We start from the raw sequence: 23,094 nt of genomic DNA, 5'->3' as shown, positions 1-23,094 counted from the left end.
CTACAGTTTAATGGACTACCTTTATACCAACGATATGCAATAGTTGCTTTATTGTACCTTTCGAGTGCCTCAAACCTTCATAAGGAGCTGATTCGCTCACCGCAAATTTCCTCCGTTGCTTGGCCCTGAATCGCCTATCATCGCTAAAAAACCAGTCCATCGCTAATCCGACATCCCGGCATGTCCGCGGGGTAACATATGTGATCAAGCGACAGTGCTTGCCACGGAGAAATTCACTTAATTATGGAGACATGTTTCACCAAGATGAGACTCTTTGGATTTAGTAAACAAGTTCGACCATTCCTCTACCGTCTTTTCAACCATTTCCGTAAAATCAGTATCATCATGCGGTTTGAAAAAATCGCGTGCACGTCCATAAACGGAATTGGTTGCCTCAGCACGGCTTTCATCTGATTCAGGCCTGTCTAATATAATTTGGAATATCTTTTCAAACCGCTCAATATTATCTTTTCCAGATGTAGGGCTTAGCATTAAGTCGAAAATTTGTTTTATTCCATCAGGAATGGTTACCGGCTCAGAAAAATATTTTATTGGTACTGTCTCAGAAAAGAATTTTACAGACCAACGCCCGTTTAATTCTCCTACTGGGACTGGGGTAAATAGACTTTTTTCATTGATTAATAGATGTAACGAGTCGTAAAGTCGATTACAATTTGTTTTACCTAATTGGCGAGCAACCAAACGACAGAGCAATGTATTTTTGGGGAGTACATATTCTTTTACCTTTTTAGAGCCGCCAATAAAAATATTTTTTACTTCGTTATCCGTTGCAACCCGATCATCGTCTTTAAGTGCTCGCTCGTTATCCAACCGTTTTTTAATTTCTGTAGCAATATCCTCGGGTAAGTACCAGTCTGGGGTCTTGATGCCTTCAGAACCTGGCGCATTCTGTCCTGCATGTTCATGATGATGACGACTCATATACAGATCAGCTACTAAGGAGACAAAACGAATGCGATTCTTTTTATCATAGAGCTCATCAAATACAGGCCAACATCCATAGAGTTCTTTATAAAGAATCATCGCATCAGTATGAATAAGCTCTATGGCTTTTCTATCCTTGCCACTAACGCACGATCCATAAGAATGCCCTCCAATGCTCAAAATAATTAACTGCTCCAGAGAGCTCAAAAATAATTCCCTGCCTGCATAATCAAAAATAGTTGCGGTCCCTGTAGCTGACTCTAAGACACTTTTATATTCCTCCAAAAGAGTCTTTAGGCCTGGAGTCGAAGAAACATATTTCTCCGCTACAGCCAATAAATTCAAACTGTCTTTATCATTTGACTGCGTATAATAGAGTCGTTTTGCTAAATTATAGGGATGATTATTCTGGAGAATCGTTTGTGTCGCTGCGCGTCGTTCTACCGCTGCCCGCGCTAATTTATACAGCTCTAAATCTGGAGGTAATGTGGGCAAATAGTCGGTAATCCAAGTCGGCACATAATCGGCTGCATGAATTGGACTAATCAGCGTTTGTAATATTGCAAGTTGATCCGGTTGTGCATTTTCCATCACTTTAGCCAGATTCGAATCGATATGGCGTTGTTGCACCGCTCCAGGCCATGTTAATCCATCTCGAGTTGCAACGTGACTGGAGCGATATCGCTTCTTTGACAGTTCACGAAATTTTCCATCTTGACTCACTGCTAATAAACTATGAACAGCATAATTTGCAGGCAGAGGCAGCGTTCGATGACGACTGGATAAATAAGTAACTGCATCTTCGACTCGTTTGCATCCTTTCAGCACATGTTCCAGGAAAAACTGTTGATGCTCGGACAATACCCAATACCATTGTGGAATACTTGAAATGCCTCCCACCGTAGAGGAGCATTCCTTCTTAAAACTTTCTGAGAAAATTAGCTTCTTAAACTTGCTTAAGTTGTATTCCAAGTTCGATGGGTCTAATGCCAAGACACGGATCATTTCTTGCAAATGCGGGCCCAACTCATTAAACCAGGCAGGAAGTGGTAACGAGTTCGTAGCAATTTGTTTTAGATCAACATTAAAATTAATTGCTCTTTTTTTTATTAATGCCCATTCGATTAAAAAACTATTAAAGTCCTGAACGACTTCAATATAGCTGCCAATTGATCGATTCAGATTACAAAAATAGGCTTGCTGATACTCTTCAAGTTTACAAACCCAGGATGGAGTTTTGGGATATTTGCTCGCCTTAATTTGTTTTAATTCATTTATAAATTGTTCATAGTAAGGAGGAAGCGATTCGTCGATCTGGAGAATGTAATCGTCATCATTCAACTTCATGGGCGTTAATGTTGCCAGATCGTAGCGACCTTGACGCATTAATTCATATTGTTCTGCTTCATTCAATAACTCAATTGCTTCTTTAATGGAAGTACCCCACCCCAAAGCAATCAATTCAATTAATTTCGCAGTGTATTTTTCTAATTCCTTATGCAATTCATCCATTGAGCCTTTTGCATGCAAAGCATCTTCTTCGCATTCGTTCACATACTCTTCTAAGGTGCTTTTGAGCAAAAAACGGCTTTGCGGCGCTAATGGATAAGCATCAAGAAGAAAGGAGAACGCCTTATGGAGACTATTAACCCGACGTACGAAACTGCGGTGATTATCAGGCTTCTTGTGGTAAGTTTCTAGAATATAGCCAGGAAAGCGAATTGCTAAGGCTTCGAGTAATTCAGCTGATAATTCGGTACCATGCGGTACACGTAAAATAATTCCTTTTCCCATCGATTAATTTCCTTAACGACTTACCTCGGTTTAAAAAACTCCCTTAGGATTATTCAAAAAGAGGTTATATTAGTCCTAATCTCTTCGTTATTATTGTATAAATAATTCCATGAAACAATTACAATAATCACTTAATTTGATAAAAATAATAAAAAGGAGTTTGTTAATGAGCTACATTGTACAACATTATATTGGTGGACAATTAATCAATGAAACGAATACGACTACCCATCCTATTTATAATCCAGCATTAGGGGAAGTAATCGGCCAAGTTCATTTTGCATCCAAATCACTGTGCGATAAAACGATCGCTACTGCCAAAGAAGCTGGAGCAGAATGGGCACAAACTCCTGCAATAAAAAGAGCACGAATTCTTTTTAAATTCCGCGATTTATTAGAAAAAAATCAATTGGATCTGGCACGGATCGTCACTCGTGAACATGGCAAGACTTTGGATGATGCAAAAGGTTCTGTAGCACGTGCTATAGAAGTAGTTGAATTACATTGCGGCCTAGTCAATCAACTCAAAGGAGATTTCTCAGCAGATGTAACCAATGGCATTGATTGCCATACATTACGCCAACCAATAGGTGTTTGTGCTGGTGTCTCTCCTTTTAATTTCCCTGTTATGGTTCCGGTTTGGATGATGATTCCGGCAATTGCATGTGGCAACACCTTCATCTTGAAGCCTTCCGAACAGGACCCTTCCGCTCCAGTTCGTCTCCTTGAATTATTAAGTGATGCAGGATTGCCTGCTGGCGTTGCCAATTGCTTGCATGGCGATAAAACTACAGTAGATCATTTACTGGCTCATCCAGACATCGCCGCCTTTACTGCTGTAGCATCAACACCAGTTGCGCAATATATTTATACTACAGCAACAGCTCATGGAAAACGGGCCCATACATTTGGTGGTGCTAAAAACCATTGCATCGTGATGCCTGATGCCGATCTCAATCAAGCCGCTTCTGCAATTGTGGGCGCAGCCTACGGTTCCGCAGGTGAGCGATGCATGGCGATATCTGTTGTTGTGACTGTAGGGGATCACACCGCTGATGCCTTAATTGAAAAAATGACACCGCAAATTAAAGCAACGCGGATCAATGCGGGTGATGTACCTGGTACAGATATGGGGCCATTGATTAGTGGGGCACATCGAGAGAAAGTACTCGCAGCCGTCGATAAAGGGATAAACGAAGGTGCCAAATTAATTATCGATGGTAGAACATTTAAACATCCTGAACATCCACAAGGTTTCTTCATGGGACCGTGCCTGTTTGATCATGTTCATGAAAATATGTCCATTTATCAAAATGAAATTTTTGGGCCAGTTCTCGTAATTGTTCGAGCCAATAATTTTGAAGAAGCACTCGCTTTGGTGAATAGAAATCAATATGGCAATGGAACAGCAATTTTCACGCGCGATGGATTTAGTGCGCGTGAATACAGTCAACGCGTACAAGTTGGAATGGTAGGAATTAACATTCCTATTCCTGTTCCTATTGCCAATCATCCATTTGGCGGCTGGAAACATTCTTCTTTTGGTGACACCAACATGCACGGGCAAGAAAGCGTCAATTTTTATACTCGACGCAAAACAGTCACCAGCAAATGGCCTGTTAGTGAAATCAAAGAAAGTGCTTTTATCATGCCAACGCATGATTAAAAATAGAATAATTAATGTAGCCTGGGTAAAAGCGAAGCCATAATTCCCACTACCGTTAAATAAGCTGTCATTCCCGCTAAATAAGCTGTCATTCCCGCGGAGGCGGGAATCCATGCCTATTTTAGGGATAGATTCCCGCCTTCGCGGGAATGACATAAGTTTTAAATGGCGAGGGTCTTAACCTCAGGCTAAATTTTGCATACACAGGACTTACGAAAAACCCCAAATTCGAGGCAAAAAATGTTTTTAATGAGGGAGTTTTGATAGATTAAATGACTGAAGTAAAAACATTTTTTAACGAAGAGATTGGGGGTTTTCGTAAGTCTTGATACATGGAGAACTCAATGGCAAAAATAGGATTTGTGGGACTGGGGCATATGGGATTACCCATGGCAATTAATCTTGTTAAAGCGGGGCATCAAGTCACGGGATATGACTTACAACAAACTGCCTTGCAACACTTTTCCCAATCTGGTGGTCTTATCGCACAAAATGCTCAAGAAATTGCTAAAGAAAAAGATGTATTGATTACTATGCTGCAAAATGGACAACAAGTATTGAACGTGTGTCATGGCAGTAATGGATTGTTCCAAGCGGCAAAAAAAGGAGCTTTATTTATCGATTGCTCCACCATTGATGTCAACAGTTCGCGTGAGCTGCATCATCTGGCCAAACAACACCACCTCCAGGTTGTTGATGCACCGGTATCTGGTGGCGTTGCCGGAGCAGGAGCGGCCACATTAACGTTCATGGTTGGCGGCGAAGAACCAGCGTTCCATGAGGCGCAACCTATTTTAGCCGCTATGGGACAAAAAATAATTCATACTGGCAGCGCAGGAAGCGGACAAGCAGCAAAAATATGTAATAACATGATCCTGGGGATCTCCATGATTGCCATCTCAGAAGCGTTTGTCCTTGCAGAACAACTGCAATTGTCTCCTCAAAAACTTTTTGAAGTAGTGACTAACGCATCCGGACAATGCTGGGCAATGAGCAAATATGCACCTGTTCCCGGAGTATTGGAAAACGTCCCTGCAAACAACGAGTACCAACCTGGATTTGCTGCGGCCATGATGCTTAAGGATCTGTTACTCAGCCAAGATTCAGCTCAGTCGGTCAATGTAAATACTCCTTTGGGAGCTAAAGCAGCTACTCTTTATCAGCACTTTATTGACCAGGGCCAGGGCGATTTAGATTTTTCTGCAATTATTAAACTAATTTCCCAAGGCACAGAGGTATAACATGCATTCTCATTTGCGCAACCCCAAATTAACGCCAACAGAAGATTCAATAAGCGAGTTTTGGTCTGAAGTAGCCCAACAGACGGTTGATTGGCTTCAACCTTGGGATACAGTACTCACCGGCGGGTTAAAACATGGTGATGTAACGTGGTTCAAAGGTGGAAAATTAAATGTCAGTAGTAACTGTTTAGACAGACACTTACCCCACAAAGCAAATCAACCAGCAATTATCTGGGAAGGAGATGATCCAAGTCAGCATAAAATACTGACCTTTGCTGAATTACATGCCGAAGTGTGTCGGATGAGTAATGTACTCAAACAGTTAAAAGTGAACAAAGGAGATAAAGTTGCCATCTATCTACCGATGATTCCTGAGGCAGCAATTGCCATGCTGGCATGCACACGTATTGGCGCCATACATACGGTAATTTTTGCTGGATTTTCAGCCCATGCATTAAGACAACGCCTACTTGCTTCTGAATGTGCCTGCCTAATCACTGCAAACCATTTTAATCGGGGTGGTAAGTTGGTTGGCTTAAAGGAACAAGTTGACGAGGCATGCAGTGATTTATCATTAAAAAGGCTGATCATCAAAACGAGTGATGATCTTGTTGCTATTGATAAAGATAAGGATTATTGGTGGCATGAGCTCAAAGAACAAGTGAGCGCACACTGTGATCCGGAACCTATGGATGCAGAAGATCCGTTATTTATATTGTACACATCAGGAAGTACTGGCCAGCCCAAGGGAGTAGTTCACACCACTGGAGGTTATTTAGTACAAACAGCATATACACATCAATTAATTTTCAATTGTCAACAGGATGAAGTATTTTGGTGTACCGCAGATATAGGATGGGTTACGGGGCATAGTTATGTAGTATATGGTCCTCTTTGTAATGGAATTACAACCCTAATTTATGAAGGAATTCCTACCTGGCCTGATTTCTCTCGGAATTGGCAAATCGTTGACAAGCATCAGGTGAACGTATTTTATACAGCCCCCACCGCCATCCGTGCGTTAATGCGTGCCGGCGATGAATGGTTGGCTTCCAGCTCACGAAGTTCCTTACGCTTGCTTGGCTCTGTTGGGGAGCCCATTAACCCCGAAGCATGGCAATGGTATTATCAAAAAGTAGGTCAAGCCAGATGTCCAATTGTGGATACTTGGTGGCAAACCGAAACTGGTGCGGTGATGATTAGTCCCAGAGCTGATGATTCAATTAATAAACCAGGTTCGGCACGCCAACCTATACCAGGCATTATTCCTGTATTACTCAATGAAAATGGCCACGAAATAACCGGAGCAGGTGAAGGGTTTTTAACAATAAAATATCCCTGGCCTTCTATGGCGCGAACCATCGCGGGCGATCACCAACGTTATTGTATGACGTATTTACATCATGGTTATTACATTACGGGAGATGGTGCGAGACGAGATGAGGATGGTGATTATTGGATTACGGGTCGGGTCGATGATGTCATCAATGTTTCAGGGCATCGCTTGGGTACAGCAGAAATCGAAAGTGCGCTTGTGAGTCATCCCGCTGTCGCTGAAGCAGCAGTAGTAGGCATCCCCCATGATCTTAAAGGCCAGGGTATTTATGCCTATGTTGTTTTAAAACAAGATATAACGGCAGATGACTCCTTAAAAGCTCAATTAATCCTACAGGTGAATAAGGAAATAAGCCCTATTGCAAAACCAGATGTAATCCATATCGTTAATGATTTACCCAAAACACGTTCGGGTAAAATCATGCGCCGTATTTTGCGTAAAATTGCAGGAAAAGAAATACAAAGCCTGGACGAATTAGGGGATATATCCACTTTAGCAAATCCACAAATCGTGGAAAAATTATGGAGGGAATCGAGTCAATTCTAATGAATTCATTTCTTTATTAAACGCAGCCTTGGTGAAGGCACAGCCGTAAGCCAAGGACTCAGCAGCTCAAACCTGGGATTACGGCTGATGCCTTCATCCAGGCTACGTTCTTTCGCGCTCAAAATTTGTGAATTTTTGATCAATTTGTTAAGTAAATGAAAAAAATGTATTGCTTTAAACTCAAAATACGCTTAAAATTAGTGACGTTTTAGCTATAGGTCAGATCCCCTAAAATGCAAGAAATCCCCGATTATTTTGATTTTTCGCAGCTGTCCTTGGAGGAAATAACTAATTTACTCCAACGTTTTAGCGTGCGCCTAACTCCTGATGAAGCCCTCACCATTCAAAATTCCCTATTAAAACGACCACCAACTTATGCAGAATGTATCTTATGGTCTATTCAGGGTTCCGAACATTGTTCCTATAAAAGCAGCCGCAAACACCTTAACCAGTTCTCAACGAAAGCCCCCCACGTCATTCTAGGTCCCAAAGAGGATGCCGGAATTGTTGCTGTAGCGATGGACAAACAAAGCAGACGTTATGGCATCGTGGTAAGTCATGAATCGCATAATCACCCTTCACAACTTGTACCATTTGAAGGTGCTGCAACAGGGGTGGGTGGGAATGTGCGCGACGTCTGCTGCATGGGAGCGGAAGTAATTGCAGTGGCTGATAGTTTGCGTTTCGGCGATATTGATCGCCCAAAAACAAAATGGATACATCACGGAGTAGTTCAGGGAATTGCGGGTTATGCGAATCCTCTTGGTATCGCAAATTTGGGTGGTGATACCTATTACGATGAAGCCTACAATGAAAATTGTCTGGTTACTGTAGTTACTTTAGGTGTAGTCAGGGAAGATCAAATAATCCATTCCTATGCTCCAGCCAATGCAGATGGCTATCAATTTATATTGGTTGGTAAGCCCACAGATAATAGCGGCTTTGGCGGCGCGGCATTTGCTTCAGCAACATTGAGTGAAGAACAACAAGAGCAAAATAAGGGAGCAGTCCAGGAACCTAATGCGTTCTTACAACGACATATTCTTAAAGCCAATTACGCCATGTTTGAATTCTTGCGCGAAAACAATCTCATTGATCGCGTTGGCTTCAAAGATTTAGGGGCAGGAGGAATTGCTTGTGCCAGCGTTGAATTGGCAGAAGCCAGTGGCTATGGAGCAGAAATCAACCTTGATCTTGTACCAACCAGCATGAATAATTTACTACCCGCGGTGGTCCTTTGTTCAGAAACACAGGAACGCTTTATGTGGGTTGTTCCTCAAGAACTGGTTGATACCTTCTTAAAACATTATAACGAACGGTTTGCCCTGCCAGAAATCTGCGATGGTGCACAAGCAACTGTGGTGGGAACAATTAGAACCGATGGCTTATACGTTGTGAAGGCCCAAGGAAAAGAAATTGTCTCCGCTCGCGCAGAAGACATTACCAAGGGGATTCTTTATGATCGCCCTTACAGTGCGAAACAAAACATTCATAGCGAACCAGAGCACATTGCAGTGGGCGATTTCAATGAACAATTATTGAATTTACTTGCTCATGAAAACATTGCTTCCCGTGCTCCAATTTATGAAAGTTATGACAAACAAGTTCAAGGTCGTTCGGTCGTTGAACCAGGATGGGCTGATGCCGGAGTAATTGCGCCATTTAATGAAGATAAATATCCGCTAGAAATTCAGTATACTGGTGTCGCCTTATCCGTCGATCATAATCCGCGTTATAACAAAATTGATGCGTATTGGGGTGCAGTTAATGCCGTTGTCGAATCAGTACGTAACATCGTTGCCGTAGGCGCCTGGCCCCTTGCTTTAACTGATTGTCTGTGTTTTGGTAATCCTGAAAATCCAGAACAAATGGGCGAGTTTGTTGATGCAGTACGCGGCATAGTCGATGCATGCTCCGCGGTAAAAATGTTTACTGATCGCAATGTGACCCTACCCATTATATCGGGTAATGTGTCGCTCTATAATGAGTCAGCTCAAGGTGCAATTCCACCGAGTCCGATTATCAGTTGTATCGGTTCAATCAACGATTATTCCAAAACCATAACCTATGACTTCAAGCAGCCTAATTCGGTTCTTTTAATGATTGGTGAACGCAAAAATGAATGTGGGGGTAGTGTGTATTACCAATTACACAACCAACTAGGCAGTCAACTACCTAAACCCAATCTTGCTACATTTGCTGATGAAATCAGCGCCATACATGCAGCCATGCAAGCCGGTCTGGTGTTATCAGCACATGATATCTCTGAAGGTGGTATTGCCGTTGCTCTAGCAGAAATGAGTTTTAAAAATGAAATTGGGGTGAATGTTTTTATTCCTGGTGATTTACCCAATGATAAAAAGCTGTTTGCGGAAAGCGGTGGATTTATCCTCGAAGTCCCGCTGGAAAAATTAAGCGCACTAGAACAAATATTCCGGAATTATTCTCTAGCATTTCAGCCCATAGGTGAAACAACAGCAACCCCAACCCTGGTAATCAATTCGGTTATCAATCTATCAATCAGTGCAGCCAAAACTGCCTGGGAAAATGGTTTAGTTGAGAGGCTCATATAATGTCAATTATTGATTACAAAGCTGCAGGTGTAGATATAGAAGCAGGTAATGAAGCAGTTCGTAGTATTAAAAAAGCGGTAGAAAGTACCTTTTCACCGCGAGTTCTTACCGGGATCGGCAGCTTTGGCGCCATGTATGATCTTAAAAACCTGCTGCAAGATTATGAGCATCCTGTTCTCGTGCAAAGTATTGATGGCGTAGGCACCAAAATGATGGTTGCGAAAATGATGCAAAAATTCGATACCATCGGGATTGATTTAGTCAGTGCAACGACGAATGACATTATTGTTTTGGGAGCAAAACCGCTTACCCTCCTTGATTATATTGCAAACGACAAATTAAAACCCGAAATTATCGAACAAATCATTAACGGCATGGTCAAAGCCTGCAAAGAAAACAACATTTCTTTAGTTGGCGGTGAAACCGCCGAGATGCCAGGTACATACTTGCCAGGCGAGCTGGATTTAGTTGGTGTCATTACGGGTGTGGTCGAAAAAAATAAAGCGATTGAAGGCAAAACGATCTGTGAAGGGGATCTCGTCGTGACTTTTCCTTCAAGTGGTTTGCATACTAATGGTTATTCATTAGCAAGAAAGCTGCTTTTTGACGTTGCTGGTTATAAAGTAGAATCTCAATTTCCAGAGTTCTCACAGAGCATTGGTGAAGAACTCTTAACACCGCATCTGAATTATACTAGACCGATTTTAAGTATTTTGGAAAAAAACATACCTGTTAAAGGAATGGCACACATCACGGGTGGAGGATTACTGGAAAATATTCCCCGTATTTTACCCAAACAATGCGGTGTCGAAATTCATAAAAAAGAGATTCCTGAACTAGCTATATTTAATCTATTGCGCAAGTTAGGAAATCTAGATGATGAACACATGTATCGTACTTTTAATATGGGTGCAGGTTTAGTTCTTTTTATCGCACCAGATACATTATCGGCTATTCGCGAAGTACTCCGCGATTTTCCTTCCTTCCCTCTTTATGAAATCGGACGCGTAGTAAAAGGAGATCAAAAGGTGAGGCTGTTATGATACGTATTGGCTTAATTCAATTCCCAGGCTCCAATTGTGAACGCGAAACTGCACTCGCTGTAAAACGGGTCGGAATGGAACCTGTTGAGTTTTTGTGGAATGAACCTTTAGAAAAACTACGTACTCTCGATGGTTATATCCTTATCGGCGGTTTTTCCTATGAAGATCGCTCTCGTGCAGGAATCATCGCCGCACTTGATCCCGTGATTGGGGAAATCAAAGCCCAAAGCGAACAAGGAAAGCCCATATTAGGAATCTGCAATGGCGCACAAATACTCGTTGAATCAGGTTTGGTGCCGGACTTAAATCATCATGAAATCAGTATGGCGCTCACAGAAAATAAGCGTATTGCCCATGGAAAAATAGTTGGAACAGGTTTTTATAATGCCTGGGTGCATATGCGCTTGGCGGATAATCATCAACATAATGCGTTTACTCGCCATCTTACAACTAAAGATTTTATTCATCTGCCTATAGCTCACGCCCAGGGACGTTTTCTTATGCCAGACTCCTTGTTGAAGGAGATAGAGCAACACGGTTTAAATTTATTTCAATATTGTGATGCCGAAGGCCATATCATTGATAATTTCCCAATTAATCCAAATGGCTCTGCGGGCAATATTGCGGCAATTACCAACCATGCTGGCAATGTCATGGCCATGATGCCACATCCTGAACGCACGAAAAATGGTGATCCGATTTTTGCTTCAATGCGTGATTACATAAAAGAACGTAATTTTGGCCTGGGTGAAGATAAAGCAGCTCCGCAGAACCTACGCTCCGCGGCTTGTCCACGTCCAGAATGGGATCCCTCGAACACGTTGCCGGACGAAATGGCGGTCAACCTCAAACACTTCAGCAAAACTCCAAGTAACCATATCAGCCTTGTTAAACTGATTATCACCGATAACCAAGCCTTGACCGTACAAAAAACGTTAAGACGCTTAGGTTTTCCAGTAACCGTACATCGTTTTGAACACTGGGAAGTTGAGTGTGACTCGGCAGAGAGTTTCGCTCAACTCAAAAAAACTGGCCTTTTATATTCTGATCGCAAAGAACGAGAAGTTTCTTTAAACGAACTGGACGCTCCAAATACCTTGGCTTATCTTGTTCGCGCAAAAGAAGACTTGAAGGGACAGCAAACATTACAAACTCTTAATACCCATTACGCAGTGCCTAAAATCAATAAAATAAATCATGGTGTTCTATGGCAATTTACCAGCGATGAAACCAATGTATCTGCATTAATAGACCATATTTTATTAACTCATATTATCGGGAACCCTTATGCTCATGAATGCTACCGCTACGACCACTCATTATGACAATGAAATTCGAGAAGCCTTAGCTTTTTGCTTGGACCAAACAAATTTGCCTGTGGGCAAAAAATATCAAGGAAAAGTAAGGGACTCATATGATTTGGGTGATTCCATCATGCTGGTTACAACAGATAGACTCACCGCATTTGATAGACATCTTGCATTGATTCCCTATAAAGGTGCCGTACTTAATTTAACCAGTGCATGGTGGTTTGAACAAACCAAACATCTTGTCCCTAACCACATCATTGCAGTTCCTGATCCGAATGTCGTTATTGCCAAAAAATGCACCGTTTTTCCGATTGAGTTTGTAGTAAGAGGGTATATTAGTGGTACAACCAGCACTTCTTTATGGACTCAGTATCAAAATGGGACCCGTGAGTATTGCGGAATTACTTTTCCTGAAGGATTAAGAAAAAATCAAAAACTGGAACAACCTGTTTTAACCCCCACGACTAAAGAAAAAATTCATGACCGCCCTATCTCTCCAGCAGAAATTATTGCGGACGGATGGATGACTGAAGAAGACTGGTTAGAAGCCAGTGCATTAGCACTTAAACTCTACCAACGTGGTACTGAAATTGCTAAAGATCATGGTTTGATTTTAGTAGATACTAAATATGAGTTCGGTCGCGATGCGGATGGGAACATTATAGTAGTGGATGAAATCCATACTCCTGATTCAAGCCGCTATTGGCTTGCCGAAAGCTATGAAAAACGCATTGCTGAGGGCCTAGAACCAGAAAATATTGATAAGGAATTCTTGCGGCTATGGTTTGCAAAAAATTCAGATCCTTATCACGATGAGCAACTTCCTCAAGCACCACAAGAATTAATTGAAGAACTTTCCTCACGATATATTCAATTGTATGAACGTATCACAGGAACAAAATTCAGTTTTGCAGAACATAAAGAACCTGTAGAGCAACGGATCATGCGCCATGTCGCAAGTTATTTAAGGTAGAGTAAGGAATGTGCGGGATAGTAGGTATTTACAGTCATGAACCAGTAGCCTCCGAATTGTATGAGAGTCTCATCCATTTACAACATCGTGGACAAGATGCTGCGGGCATACTCACTTGTGATCAGCGTTTCTATACGAAACATGGATTAGGTTTGGTGCGGGAAATTTTTACATCCGATAACGTTTCCGCATTAGAAGGTAACATCGGCATTGGTCACGTACGCTATCCTACTGCCGGTGGCTATACGGCAACAGATGTCCAGCCATTATGGATTGGAAGTCCGCGCGGCATCGCGCTTGCCCACAATGGCAACCTGTCCAATTACCAAGAACTGGCGGATGAGATTCGTTTAAAACAACATCGTCATCTTAATACTTCTCTTGATTCTGAAGCACTATTGCTCATGCTTGCAGATAATCTGGCCAGTAATGCGTCCAGTAATGAAGAAAATACGGATAGCTTTTTCGAACTGCTGACTCAAGCCGTCTCGCATATTTTTGAACGAATTGAAGGGGCCTATTCGATTGTATCTGTGATTATTGGCAAGGGTCTTGTTGCCTTCCGCGACCCTCATGGTATCCGCCCACTGGTTTGGGGAACCCGTGAAAATCCCGATGGAACGGTTGATACTATTTTTGCATCAGAAACTACTCCTTTTTATGCATTGGGCTTCGAACCTCGCGGAGATATTTTACCCGGTGAAGTAGCCTTTGTGGATCTTAATGGAACCCTGCACCGCCGTATTCTAAAAACAGAAGAATTCAGGCCTTGTGTGTTTGAGTATGTTTATTTTGCACGCCCGGATGCAACCCTCAATAACGTCAGTGTATACCGCGCTCGTTTACGTATGGGACAAAATCTAGCCCATCAATGGAAACAAAAGTACCCTGAACTCATACCGGATATTGTTATTCCTGCTCCGTTTACTGCCAATACTGCCGCCCTATCATTTGCCCATGAATTAGGGGTAAGATACTCCGAAGGCTTATATAAGAATCCTTTTATAGGTCGTACCTTCATCATGCCCAATCAAAAGGCACGAAGTCGAAATATCCGTTACAAACTAACCCCGCAGCAAACTGAAATTAAAAATAAAATTGTGATGATTATCGACGACAGCATTGTCCGGGGAACAACCTCTCGTGAAATTGTCAAAATGGTAAGAGAGTCTGGCGCAAAGAACATCTATTTCGCCTCCACATCGCCCCCACTTAAAAATCCCTGTTTTAGTGGGATTGATATTCCTTCACGCACAGAATTGATTGCTGCCAATAAAACTGAAGATGAGATTGCCAATTATCTTGGTGTTGATGTTTTACTCTATCAATCAAATGAAGATTTGATTGAAGCAGTAACACGTCGGGGAGAACATCACATCAAAAAACCATGTATGGCGTGTATGGATGGCGATTATTTTTGTAAAAAACTGACTGCTGAAAAAATGAAGCAGCTCGAGCTACAACGTGAAACAAGCAGACTTACTGCCCCCAAAAAATAGAGGATACTCGCGAATGAACATTCTTGTTATCGGCTCTGGCGCACGAGAGCATGCATTAATTAAAGCCTTACATCGTTCGCCACACAAAACGTCATTGTTTTGCTACGGCACAGCAATTAATCCAGGTATCCATCAATTAACGAATCAATATTGCGCAGGTGATATCACTGATTGCGCCGCAGTAGTGTCTATGGCAAAGCTCTGGGGAGTGGAATTAGTAATTATTGGTCCAGAAGCACCGCTTGAACACGGAATGGCGGATGCCTTTTGGCAAGCAGGAATCCCGACCATCGGTCCGAAAAAAATATTGGCACAAATTGAAACCTCTAAAGAGTTCGCACGTGATCTCATGCACAAATATCACATTGCGGGTTTGCCACGTTATAAAAAATTTACAACCCTCAATCATGTTGACGCTTTTCTCAATGAACTCGGGGAAGGCAATTACGTCATTAAAGCAAACGGCTTAATGGGTGGAAAAGGGGTCAAAGTTGCTGGAGATCATCTGCATTCAATCACTGAGGCTTTGGAGTTTTGTCAGGAGATTTTTGATAAAAAGCAGACCATCCTTATTGAGGAAAAACTGATTGGCCAAGAGTTTTCATTCATGTGTTTCGCTGATGGCAAAAAGCTTATTCCTATGCCTTTGGTCCAAGACCATAAACGTGCTTATAACGGCGATAAAGGACCCAATACTGGTGGTATGGGAAGTTATTCCGATACCGATCATCGGCTACCCTTTTTAACCCCAAATGATGTTCAGGAAGCCTTAGCAATCAATAATGCAGTATTTCAGGCCTTATCTACTGAATGTGGCGAACCCTATATTGGTATTTTATATGGCAGTTTCATTGCGACTAAAAATGGAATTTATGTGATCGAATTTAATGCCCGTTTTGGCGATCCTGAAGCATTAAATGTATTATCGATCTTGGAATCTGACTTTGTTGCACTATGTCAAGCCATGGTGAATGGCAATCTTACTGAAGACAACGTTAAATTTTCAAAGCAGGCCACCGTCTGTAAATATGCCGTCCCTGAAGGTTATCCTGATGCACCAAAGAAAAACTTTGTCGTAGATTTTTCCAAGGTTGCACATCAAGATCATTTATACCTTTCTTCAGTAAATCAGGTCGATGATCAAATCGTTGCTGAAGGCTCGCGCACTGCGGCTTATGTAGGCATCGCTGATACGATTTTTGCTGCAGAGCAACGCGCTGAGAACGAAATTTCATTAATTGAAGGTCCTTTATTTCATCGCCAGGATATAGGTACCAAACAATTAATTCAACAACGCATTGACCATATGCAAAGGATACGCGCATTATGATTCGCATCGCCGTACTCGGTTCAACTCGAGGCACTAATCTTAATGCACTTGTTGCTGGAATAAAGCATCAACGTCTATCGGCATCAATCGAACTGGTTCTGAGCAACAAACAAGATGCTCCCATTTTGGAAAAAGCAGCGAACTTTGGAATTCAATCAATGTTTGCCAATCCTCAAGGCCTAAGCCGCATGGAGTTTGATGCTTATCTTTCTGGAATCCTCAAACAACATCAAATAGAGCTTGTTGTTTTAATTGGTTATATGCGTATTTTATCAGCTGAATTCGTATCCGACTGGGAAAATAAAATAATCAATATTCACCCTTCATTATTACCCGCTCATGCTGGGTTGATGAATCTCGATGTACATCAAGCTGTCTTAGATGCCGCCGAGGTTGAAACCGGTTGTACGGTACACTTCGTTACCGAACAAGTGGATGCAGGACCGATTATTTTGCAAAAGAAATGTCCTGTGTTGGCAGGCGATACCCCAGAACGTTTAAAAGCCAGGGTGCAAGAACTCGAAGGATTAGCTTTGGTTGAAGCAATACAGATTATTGCAACCTCCCTTTCACTGCACTCAAGCTCCGAATACTGAACAAGATAAATAATTAACGAGGGAATTATGTCAAATATACTTGTATCAATACTCATGGGTTCAAAATCTGATTGGACCATCATGGAAGAAACCAGCCGAACTCTGGAACAATTTAACATTCCTCACGAAGTCCGGGCCTTGTCGGCGCATCGCACCCCCGATGCATTATTTGAGTATCTCAAATCAGCAGAACAACGTGGCGTTGAAATTTTTATCGCCGCAGCTGGCGGTGCAGCTCATTTGCCTGGAGTTGTAGCGGCTAAAACTATAGTCCCTGTTTTAGGTGTGCCTATGCCTTCCTCAACTTTTACTAATGGCTTGGATGCGCTTTTATCCATAGTCCAAATGCCTGCAGGAATTCCTGTAGGAACCCTTGCAGTAGGTAAGGCAGGCGCCATCAATGCGGCTATTTTGGCGGTAACAATCCTGGGAAATAAGTATCCTGTATACCGCGAAGCAATTAAAAATTATCGTGCTACGCAAGCAGAAAAAGTATTGGAACATGCTGAAATTAAGGGATAACCAGTCGAATTATAAAACATTTATCTCACCCTATAACTTTATAGGGTGATTGTAAAAAAACTATGTGCCTGGTTGATGAATGTCGTTGCTTGCGTCATCGCCCAACTGCTCATGCAATTCGTTACTCACTGCAATAAAAGTATTAGCTAGATTATGCAAATAAATCTCCGCTGATAACCTGACTCCATCTTTAACCATTTCCATAGCGATCCTTTGTTGCTCTTTAGATAGAGCGGCTATGAGTTTAGAATTCGCATTGGTTAAGAGCTCTTTGTAATCCTGATGTCTATCAGTAAGTCGCTTTTTGTTTTTTAATTCAGCACAAAGACGTAACATTAAATGTATGCATGTGGTTACGTTATTTTTTTCACTTAATTTAATCGTTTTAAATATCACTTCAATGGCATTCCATTGGCTTTTATCAACGGTAGCCGCAAGAAATTGAAAATCTTTGACACTATCAATAACGTAAGGCAGCATGCCTCCGTATTTAATAAGTAGCTTTGATCGAATTACTTTCGCATCACCATTTGAAAAAATATCGAGTGTGTTTTTATCAATTCGTTCAAAGGATCTTGCCTTCAAAACAGCTACGAGCTGTTTTTTAATTTGCTCAATCGATTGTATCAGTTCTTTATCAGCACAAAATTGTCCAGCCCCGGCGGACCTTGGCTTAAACACGAGTCGATACAAATCACGCAACAAAGAATCAATTATAAAACGAACATCATAAGCCAGATATATGCCAACTGACTTATCTTCGCTCAATTCATAAAACCGCTTGCTAACTAGTGACACACTATTTTTATCATTTCGGGAGGTCACTGTTCTTTGAAGAATTGGCAGTAGCATTTCATTTGGAAGGCATTCAATTGACAAACCAGTTTGCTCTTGGTGAGAATCAGTAGAACTTTTAAAAAATCTGCCGAATCCTAGCATTTGAATTCCTTACAATTAATAATTGGTCAGATATCCTGAGAAATAAATCAACCATTCGACCTGCTTTAATTTCTACCTGGGAGAAGTGAAACGAAACCCAGGGTAAAGAAGCTCTATCATATCCAGAAATCCTGGGTTCTGCTTCGCGTCACCCAGGTTACCAATCAAGCCATTGATTTAGCAAAGCAATCAATTCCCCCACCCCTTCCTTTTTCAAAGAAGAAAAAGATTGAACGGTAATTAAATGCTCTGCCAATTCGTAATGCTTACGAACTTTTGATACCGTATTTTTTACCTCGCTGCGGCTTAATTTGTCTGATTTAGTCAGTAAAATATGGACGGGGAGCTCACGGTTTAATGCCCAGTCAATCATCATCACATCTAAATCTTTTAAGGGATGACGAATATCCATCAATAAAATCAACCCTTTTAAGCTTTGCCTGACTTCAAGATAATGCGCTAAATTTTTTTGCCAGTCCATTTTCACTTGCAACGCGACTTTGGCGTAGCCATAACCTGGCAAATCGACAAGACGACGCATTTCATCAATTCCAAATAAATTAATCAATTGAGTACGTCCGGGCGTTTTACTGGTGCGGGCCAAATTTTTGATGCCAGTGAGACAATTTAAGGCACTTGACTTCCCGGCATTTGAACGACCAGCAAAGGCAACTTCATACCCTGAATCCTCAGGTAACTGAGATACACGTGCAGCACTTTGTAAAAAAACTGCTTTAGAATAAGGATTTTCCAACATAAGAATTATAATATTTTGGGATTTCAACTAAGGCAGTGTACCATTACTTCGTGAATTTATTATGAGAAATCGATGAAAAAATTTGTACTCACTTTTATTCTATGCTTTCCATTAGTTCTTTTTGCTCAAGAAAACACCTCATCCGCAGCAGACAAAGCGGTGATTTGTTCCGCATGCCATGGTCAACAAGGCAATAGCCCGAATCCCGACTGGCCTAATATTGCTGGGCAACATCCCAAATACTTTATTAAACAACTGAACGATATGAAAGACAGTGCATTACGTAACGCACCGACAATGAATGCACTTGTTGCCACATTGAGCAAACAGGATATGGATGACTTGGCAGCATATTATGCTAAAATGCCTCTTGCTAATGGCAGTACCCCTAAACAATTTCTTAAACGGGGTGAGCAAATCTACCGTGGAGGAGATTTTGCAAAAAGGATTACGGCATGTATCGCCTGCCATGGTCCTAAAGGTACGGGCAATGCTCAAGCTGGCTTCCCAATACTGTCTGGCCAACATGCTGCTTATACCGTGTTGCAATTAAATGCATTTAAAGACGGGAAGAGAAAAAATGATTTAAACCATATCATGCAAGATATTAGCAGTAGAATGAGCCAAGAAGATATGGAAGCAGTCGCACATTATATTGAAGGGTTACACTAGGAAACTAAATTATGTTAAAAAAATTAATCGCTGTATTCTTTCTTTTACCAGCAATGGCTCTAGCTGCATCATTTGTTGAAGGGAAGGATTATCAAATTGTTACCAATCCGAACGCAACAAATAATAAAAATAAAACCCCCATTATTGAAGAGTTCTTTAGTTATGGCTGCCCCTGGTGTTATAAAATAGAGGCCCCTCTCGATACATGGGTTAATAAGATGGGCAATAACATTCAATTCGAACGTGTCCCAGTGGTATTTAAACCATCCTGGGAGCTCTATGCTAAAGCCTACTACACCGCAAAAACCCTTGCACTTTCTGATAAAATGACTCCTTTACTGTTTAAAGCCATACAAGAAGAGAGAAAACCTCTCGATTCCAAACAGTCAATGATCAGTTTCTTCGTTGCGCAAGGAGTCGATAAGGAAATCGCAAAAAGTGCTTTTGAAAACTCACCAACCATTGATATGCGTGTACAAAATGGAATGAGTCTCATGGGAACTTATCAAATTAATGCGGTACCTGCCTTTGTGGTAAATAATAAGTATAAAACCGACTTACAAATGGCTGGCAACCCAGAGCGGTTATTAGAACTATTGAATTACCTCACACGAAAATCGGCTTAATCAGCCGGTTAATTATAACCATTCAAACACCTGGGTGAGGGCGCAAGCCCTAACTCAGGTCGAGAAACTCATTCATAGCCCAAATCCCTTGATTCCACTAAGCGTAACCCAGTCTACAGTACTTAATACGAAGAAATTTATATAAACATAAGTTAATGCTTCACGTGAAACGTTCGACTAATGCGCTTATAATCACCTCATCCTGAATAGTTTACGACGAAGGCGCTCCTCACTACATTCGGGATCTGAGGTATGGCCACCGCACAGACGTGAATCCATCTCACCTACAAAGTGACACTATATATAAACAATTTACCACTAATGACTCGAAAATGTGATTTAAGGTGCGTGCTCGATGGATTTTTTCTGATATATAAGTTCTTTCGCAGCGGTAAATCCCATCATGTCACCCAACATTCTACTTAAAACATCCAATATGTCCTTTAGGGCACTTGAAAGCGGACTGGTTAGAAAGGTACTCAAAACAGGGCTCTCTTGTTTATAAAAGTTGTTAGTCTTTTCAATGAGATATAATGTTTTTCTACAAAACTCAGTCACTTCGTCCACTCGTCTGGAAGCAAACAGTTTTTCAAACTGGGCTCTGTACTCCGCTCTTATTTCTCCTTTTAGGGGTAAATTCTGGTGCTGTTCAGTAAATAAGTTGGCACGATTAAGGTTATTGAGCTTTAAAAAATTATTGAAACATATATCTAAGGCGGGCTTGAGCTTACTTAATTGTTTGCAAAGATATATTTGAAGGGTAATTTGTGCAAAAAGTTGCCTTACAGTCATTTCATTAAGGGCAGAAACTTCTAAATAATCCCCGCCCAATTCATCCGCTAATTCCTTTGCTTGCTTGAAGGTTACTTCTCTTCGTTTCACCAAGTCTGCTTTACAACCGACTATAACTATAGGGATATCTTTCCTAATTGTCCTTAAATGAGCCACATGCTCCTTCGTGCCCGAAAAAGAAGCCTTATTGGCTAAGTCAAAGCAGATCAAGGCTCCATCAACAAATCGAAAATAGGACGCAACTATTTTCTGTAATTTTGGTGCTCCCGAAGCATCCCAGATACGCAACTGTATCCTTTTATCGAAAACATTAATCGGTTTTATTTCTTGGTCAACCCCCATAGTATCCATGTATTCATCGAAACTACATGGGGTGCGATCACAATAAGTACGCAATAGACACGATTTACCAACCGCATTATTTCCTAGAAGGATTATTTTGAAATGCTCATCATATTCTTGCTTTTGCTCCATGCTAAACAACCTTCCTTGAGATGAATTTGAACAAATATAACAAACTATTCGCTCTAATTTAAGCATTCCATGAGTCGTTTTTGGAGATTGAGGGAAGCGTAGCAAAGCAATTTTGTTGCTAATAAATGCTTCTGAATTTAGTTCATTAAATCTTTTATGCTCCTTTACCTGGATTCTCTAAACTTAAAATTCCGGTATTAAAATCATAAGCAAAAATCTCAGCATAACGTCCCCAGTCAATCATCGTACGTAATACACGGTCTGCTTCTTTTTCACTTAAATAATCTTCAAGCTTACTCAAAAATCGTTCCTCAGAAACTCTATGCCCTACTTTTTCATCTAAAATTCGCCGGATATAACGTGCAAGAGGTACCTTTTCCAATAATCTTTGCGCAAATAATTGCTTACGCTCTTGAAGATCGGCCTCAGCAAATTGCTTTCCTAAGTCGCTTAATTGGATATCCCCTGCAGAAACTTTAGCAAAACCTAATATTTCCAAGGTTTCAAGTATGGGGAATAAGTCATCAATATTCATCATCAGCTCATCTGCAAGCTCAGGTAAATCAATGCGCTCTTCAAAGGAGGTCATCGTCTCAATTAAGCCGGTCAGTTCGGAGGGCTCTACATCAGGCAAGCGATATCCTAAACCGATTTGCCGCTCTCTTTGGGCACGCTTTGCTTTTTCTTTAGGGCCAGTAGTCATTAAAGTATAAATTTTATCAACTAACGCCCGAAATTCAGGCGATTCCGGATCACGTGGTTGCGGCAAGGTGACGGGTAATTCAGCTCGAATGTAACCTGGATCATTGCCAAAAATTACAATTCTGTCAGCTAATGTGGCGGCTTCTTCAATATTATGAGTCACTAATAAAATTCCATTGGTATTGGTTTTCTTTTCTGCCCATAACTCCAACAAGTCGGATTTCAGGTTTTCCGCGGTAAGCACATCAAGCGCGGAAAAAGGCTCATCCATTAATAAAACATCAGGATTAATAACCAGGGCACGCGCAAAACCAACCCGTTGACGCATCCCACCTGAAAGCTCTTTGGGAAAGGCCGATTCAAAACCATCAAGACCAATGATATCAATCGCTTCAATTGCTCGATGCCTGCGCTCTTCGCGACTTACTCCCTGCGCCTCAAGACCAAGTTCTACATTTTCCAATACAGTAAGCCACGGCATCAATGCAAACGACTGGAACACCATTGCAATTCCCGCAACAGGACTGGTGACGGGTTTGCCTCTATAGGTCACAGTCCCACTAGTGGGTGCTATAAGACCCGCAATAATACGCAATAAAGTGGATTTCCCTGAACCGGATTTACCTAATAAAGCAACTATTTCGCCTTCTTGCAGCTTAAAGTTCACATCCTCAAGCACAAGCAAATTTTGTTCTGCTGCTTTTTTAAAAGACTTGCGTAAGCTTTCTATAGCAATAATGGTTTCAGACATAGGTATC

18 protein-coding genes are annotated in these 23,094 nt (G+C 41.4%); 13 read left to right on the top strand and 5 right to left on the bottom strand.

Annotation, left to right across the window (positions count from 1 at the left end; all coding sequences use genetic code 11):
* Positions 1-237: 237 nt before the first annotated feature.
* A complete protein-coding gene (locus ELY20_RS11800; RefSeq protein WP_110142606.1) occupies positions 238-2,739 on the bottom strand; it encodes an oxidoreductase in 2,502 nt (833 codons plus the stop codon).
* A 166-nt stretch (positions 2,740-2,905) separates the two neighbouring features.
* Here ELY20_RS11800 and ELY20_RS11795 point away from each other — a divergent pair, with 166 nt between their 5' ends.
* From ELY20_RS11795 to purE, 11 genes are all read left to right on the top strand, one after another.
* Positions 2,906-4,405, top strand: a complete 1,500-nt coding sequence (locus tag ELY20_RS11795; RefSeq protein WP_110142607.1) for a CoA-acylating methylmalonate-semialdehyde dehydrogenase — start codon at positions 2,906-2,908, stop codon at positions 4,403-4,405.
* Positions 4,406-4,749: 344 nt separating this feature from the next.
* Positions 4,750-5,646: a 3-hydroxyisobutyrate dehydrogenase gene (gene mmsB / locus ELY20_RS11790; protein WP_110142608.1), complete on the top strand. Its 897-nt coding sequence runs from the start codon at positions 4,750-4,752 to the stop codon at positions 5,644-5,646.
* A 1-nt stretch (position 5,647) separates the two neighbouring features.
* Positions 5,648-7,528 (top strand): acetate--CoA ligase, encoded by a 1,881-nt coding sequence (acs, locus tag ELY20_RS11785; protein WP_110142609.1) that lies wholly within the window; start codon positions 5,648-5,650, stop codon positions 7,526-7,528.
* Between the two features lie 233 nt (positions 7,529-7,761).
* Positions 7,762-10,101 (top strand): phosphoribosylformylglycinamidine synthase subunit PurL, encoded by a 2,340-nt coding sequence (gene purL / locus ELY20_RS11780; RefSeq protein WP_110142610.1) that lies wholly within the window; start codon positions 7,762-7,764, stop codon positions 10,099-10,101.
* Positions 10,101-11,144: a phosphoribosylformylglycinamidine cyclo-ligase gene (gene purM / locus ELY20_RS11775; RefSeq protein WP_110142611.1), complete on the top strand. Its 1,044-nt coding sequence runs from the start codon at positions 10,101-10,103 to the stop codon at positions 11,142-11,144. The genes purL and purM overlap by 1 nt, the downstream gene beginning before the upstream one ends.
* A complete protein-coding gene (purQ, locus tag ELY20_RS11770; RefSeq protein ID WP_110142612.1) occupies positions 11,141-12,469 on the top strand; it encodes a phosphoribosylformylglycinamidine synthase I in 1,329 nt (442 codons plus the stop codon). Before purM ends, purQ begins: the two co-directional genes overlap by 4 nt.
* On the top strand, positions 12,432-13,427 hold the full coding sequence (locus ELY20_RS11765; protein ID WP_110142613.1) for a phosphoribosylaminoimidazolesuccinocarboxamide synthase: 996 nt from the start codon (positions 12,432-12,434) through the stop codon (positions 13,425-13,427). The genes purQ and ELY20_RS11765 overlap by 38 nt, the downstream gene beginning before the upstream one ends.
* 8 nt (positions 13,428-13,435) lie before the next feature.
* A complete protein-coding gene (gene purF, locus ELY20_RS11760) occupies positions 13,436-14,926 on the top strand; it encodes an amidophosphoribosyltransferase (protein ID WP_110142614.1) in 1,491 nt (496 codons plus the stop codon).
* A 13-nt stretch (positions 14,927-14,939) separates the two neighbouring features.
* Complete coding sequence (purD, locus tag ELY20_RS11755) at positions 14,940-16,256, top strand: phosphoribosylamine--glycine ligase (RefSeq protein ID WP_110142615.1); 1,317 nt, start codon at positions 14,940-14,942, stop codon at positions 16,254-16,256.
* Entirely contained in the window at positions 16,253-16,852 is a 600-nt protein-coding gene (gene purN, locus ELY20_RS11750; RefSeq protein WP_110142616.1) for a phosphoribosylglycinamide formyltransferase, read from the top strand. Before purD ends, purN begins: the two co-directional genes overlap by 4 nt.
* 27 nt (positions 16,853-16,879) lie before the next feature.
* The gene (purE, locus tag ELY20_RS11745; protein ID WP_110142617.1) at positions 16,880-17,374 is read left to right on the top strand and encodes a 5-(carboxyamino)imidazole ribonucleotide mutase; all 495 of its coding nucleotides are present in this window, start codon (positions 16,880-16,882) and stop codon (positions 17,372-17,374) included.
* A 60-nt stretch (positions 17,375-17,434) separates the two neighbouring features.
* Here purE and ELY20_RS11740 read toward each other — a convergent pair whose 3' ends face one another.
* Entirely contained in the window at positions 17,435-18,313 is an 879-nt protein-coding gene (locus ELY20_RS11740; protein WP_110142618.1) for an F-box protein, read from the bottom strand.
* Between the two features lie 157 nt (positions 18,314-18,470).
* Positions 18,471-19,070 (bottom strand): ribosome biogenesis GTP-binding protein YihA/YsxC, encoded by a 600-nt coding sequence (yihA, locus tag ELY20_RS11735; RefSeq protein WP_110142619.1) that lies wholly within the window; start codon positions 19,068-19,070, stop codon positions 18,471-18,473.
* 72 nt (positions 19,071-19,142) lie between these two features.
* Between yihA and ELY20_RS11730 the strand changes: the two genes are divergently transcribed.
* Positions 19,143-19,742: a c-type cytochrome gene (locus ELY20_RS11730; protein ID WP_110142620.1), complete on the top strand. Its 600-nt coding sequence runs from the start codon at positions 19,143-19,145 to the stop codon at positions 19,740-19,742.
* 11 nt (positions 19,743-19,753) lie between these two features.
* A complete protein-coding gene (locus tag ELY20_RS11725; protein ID WP_110142621.1) occupies positions 19,754-20,368 on the top strand; it encodes a thiol:disulfide interchange protein DsbA/DsbL in 615 nt (204 codons plus the stop codon).
* Between the two features lie 339 nt (positions 20,369-20,707).
* On the opposite strand, the gene ELY20_RS11720 is transcribed toward ELY20_RS11725, so the two are convergent.
* Positions 20,708-21,634 (bottom strand): Rab family GTPase, encoded by a 927-nt coding sequence (locus ELY20_RS11720; RefSeq protein ID WP_110142622.1) that lies wholly within the window; start codon positions 21,632-21,634, stop codon positions 20,708-20,710.
* Positions 21,635-21,788: 154 nt separating this feature from the next.
* Positions 21,789-23,087: an ABC transporter ATP-binding protein gene (locus ELY20_RS11715; protein WP_110142623.1), complete on the bottom strand. Its 1,299-nt coding sequence runs from the start codon at positions 23,085-23,087 to the stop codon at positions 21,789-21,791.
* Between the last annotated feature and the right edge of the window lie 7 nt (positions 23,088-23,094).

The organism is Legionella qingyii, from assembly GCF_003990155.1.
GTDB lineage: Bacteria > Pseudomonadota > Gammaproteobacteria > Legionellales > Legionellaceae > Legionella > Legionella qingyii.
The sequence above is the reverse complement of the archived record's forward strand: the minus strand, read 5'-3'. Positions and strand labels throughout refer to the sequence as shown.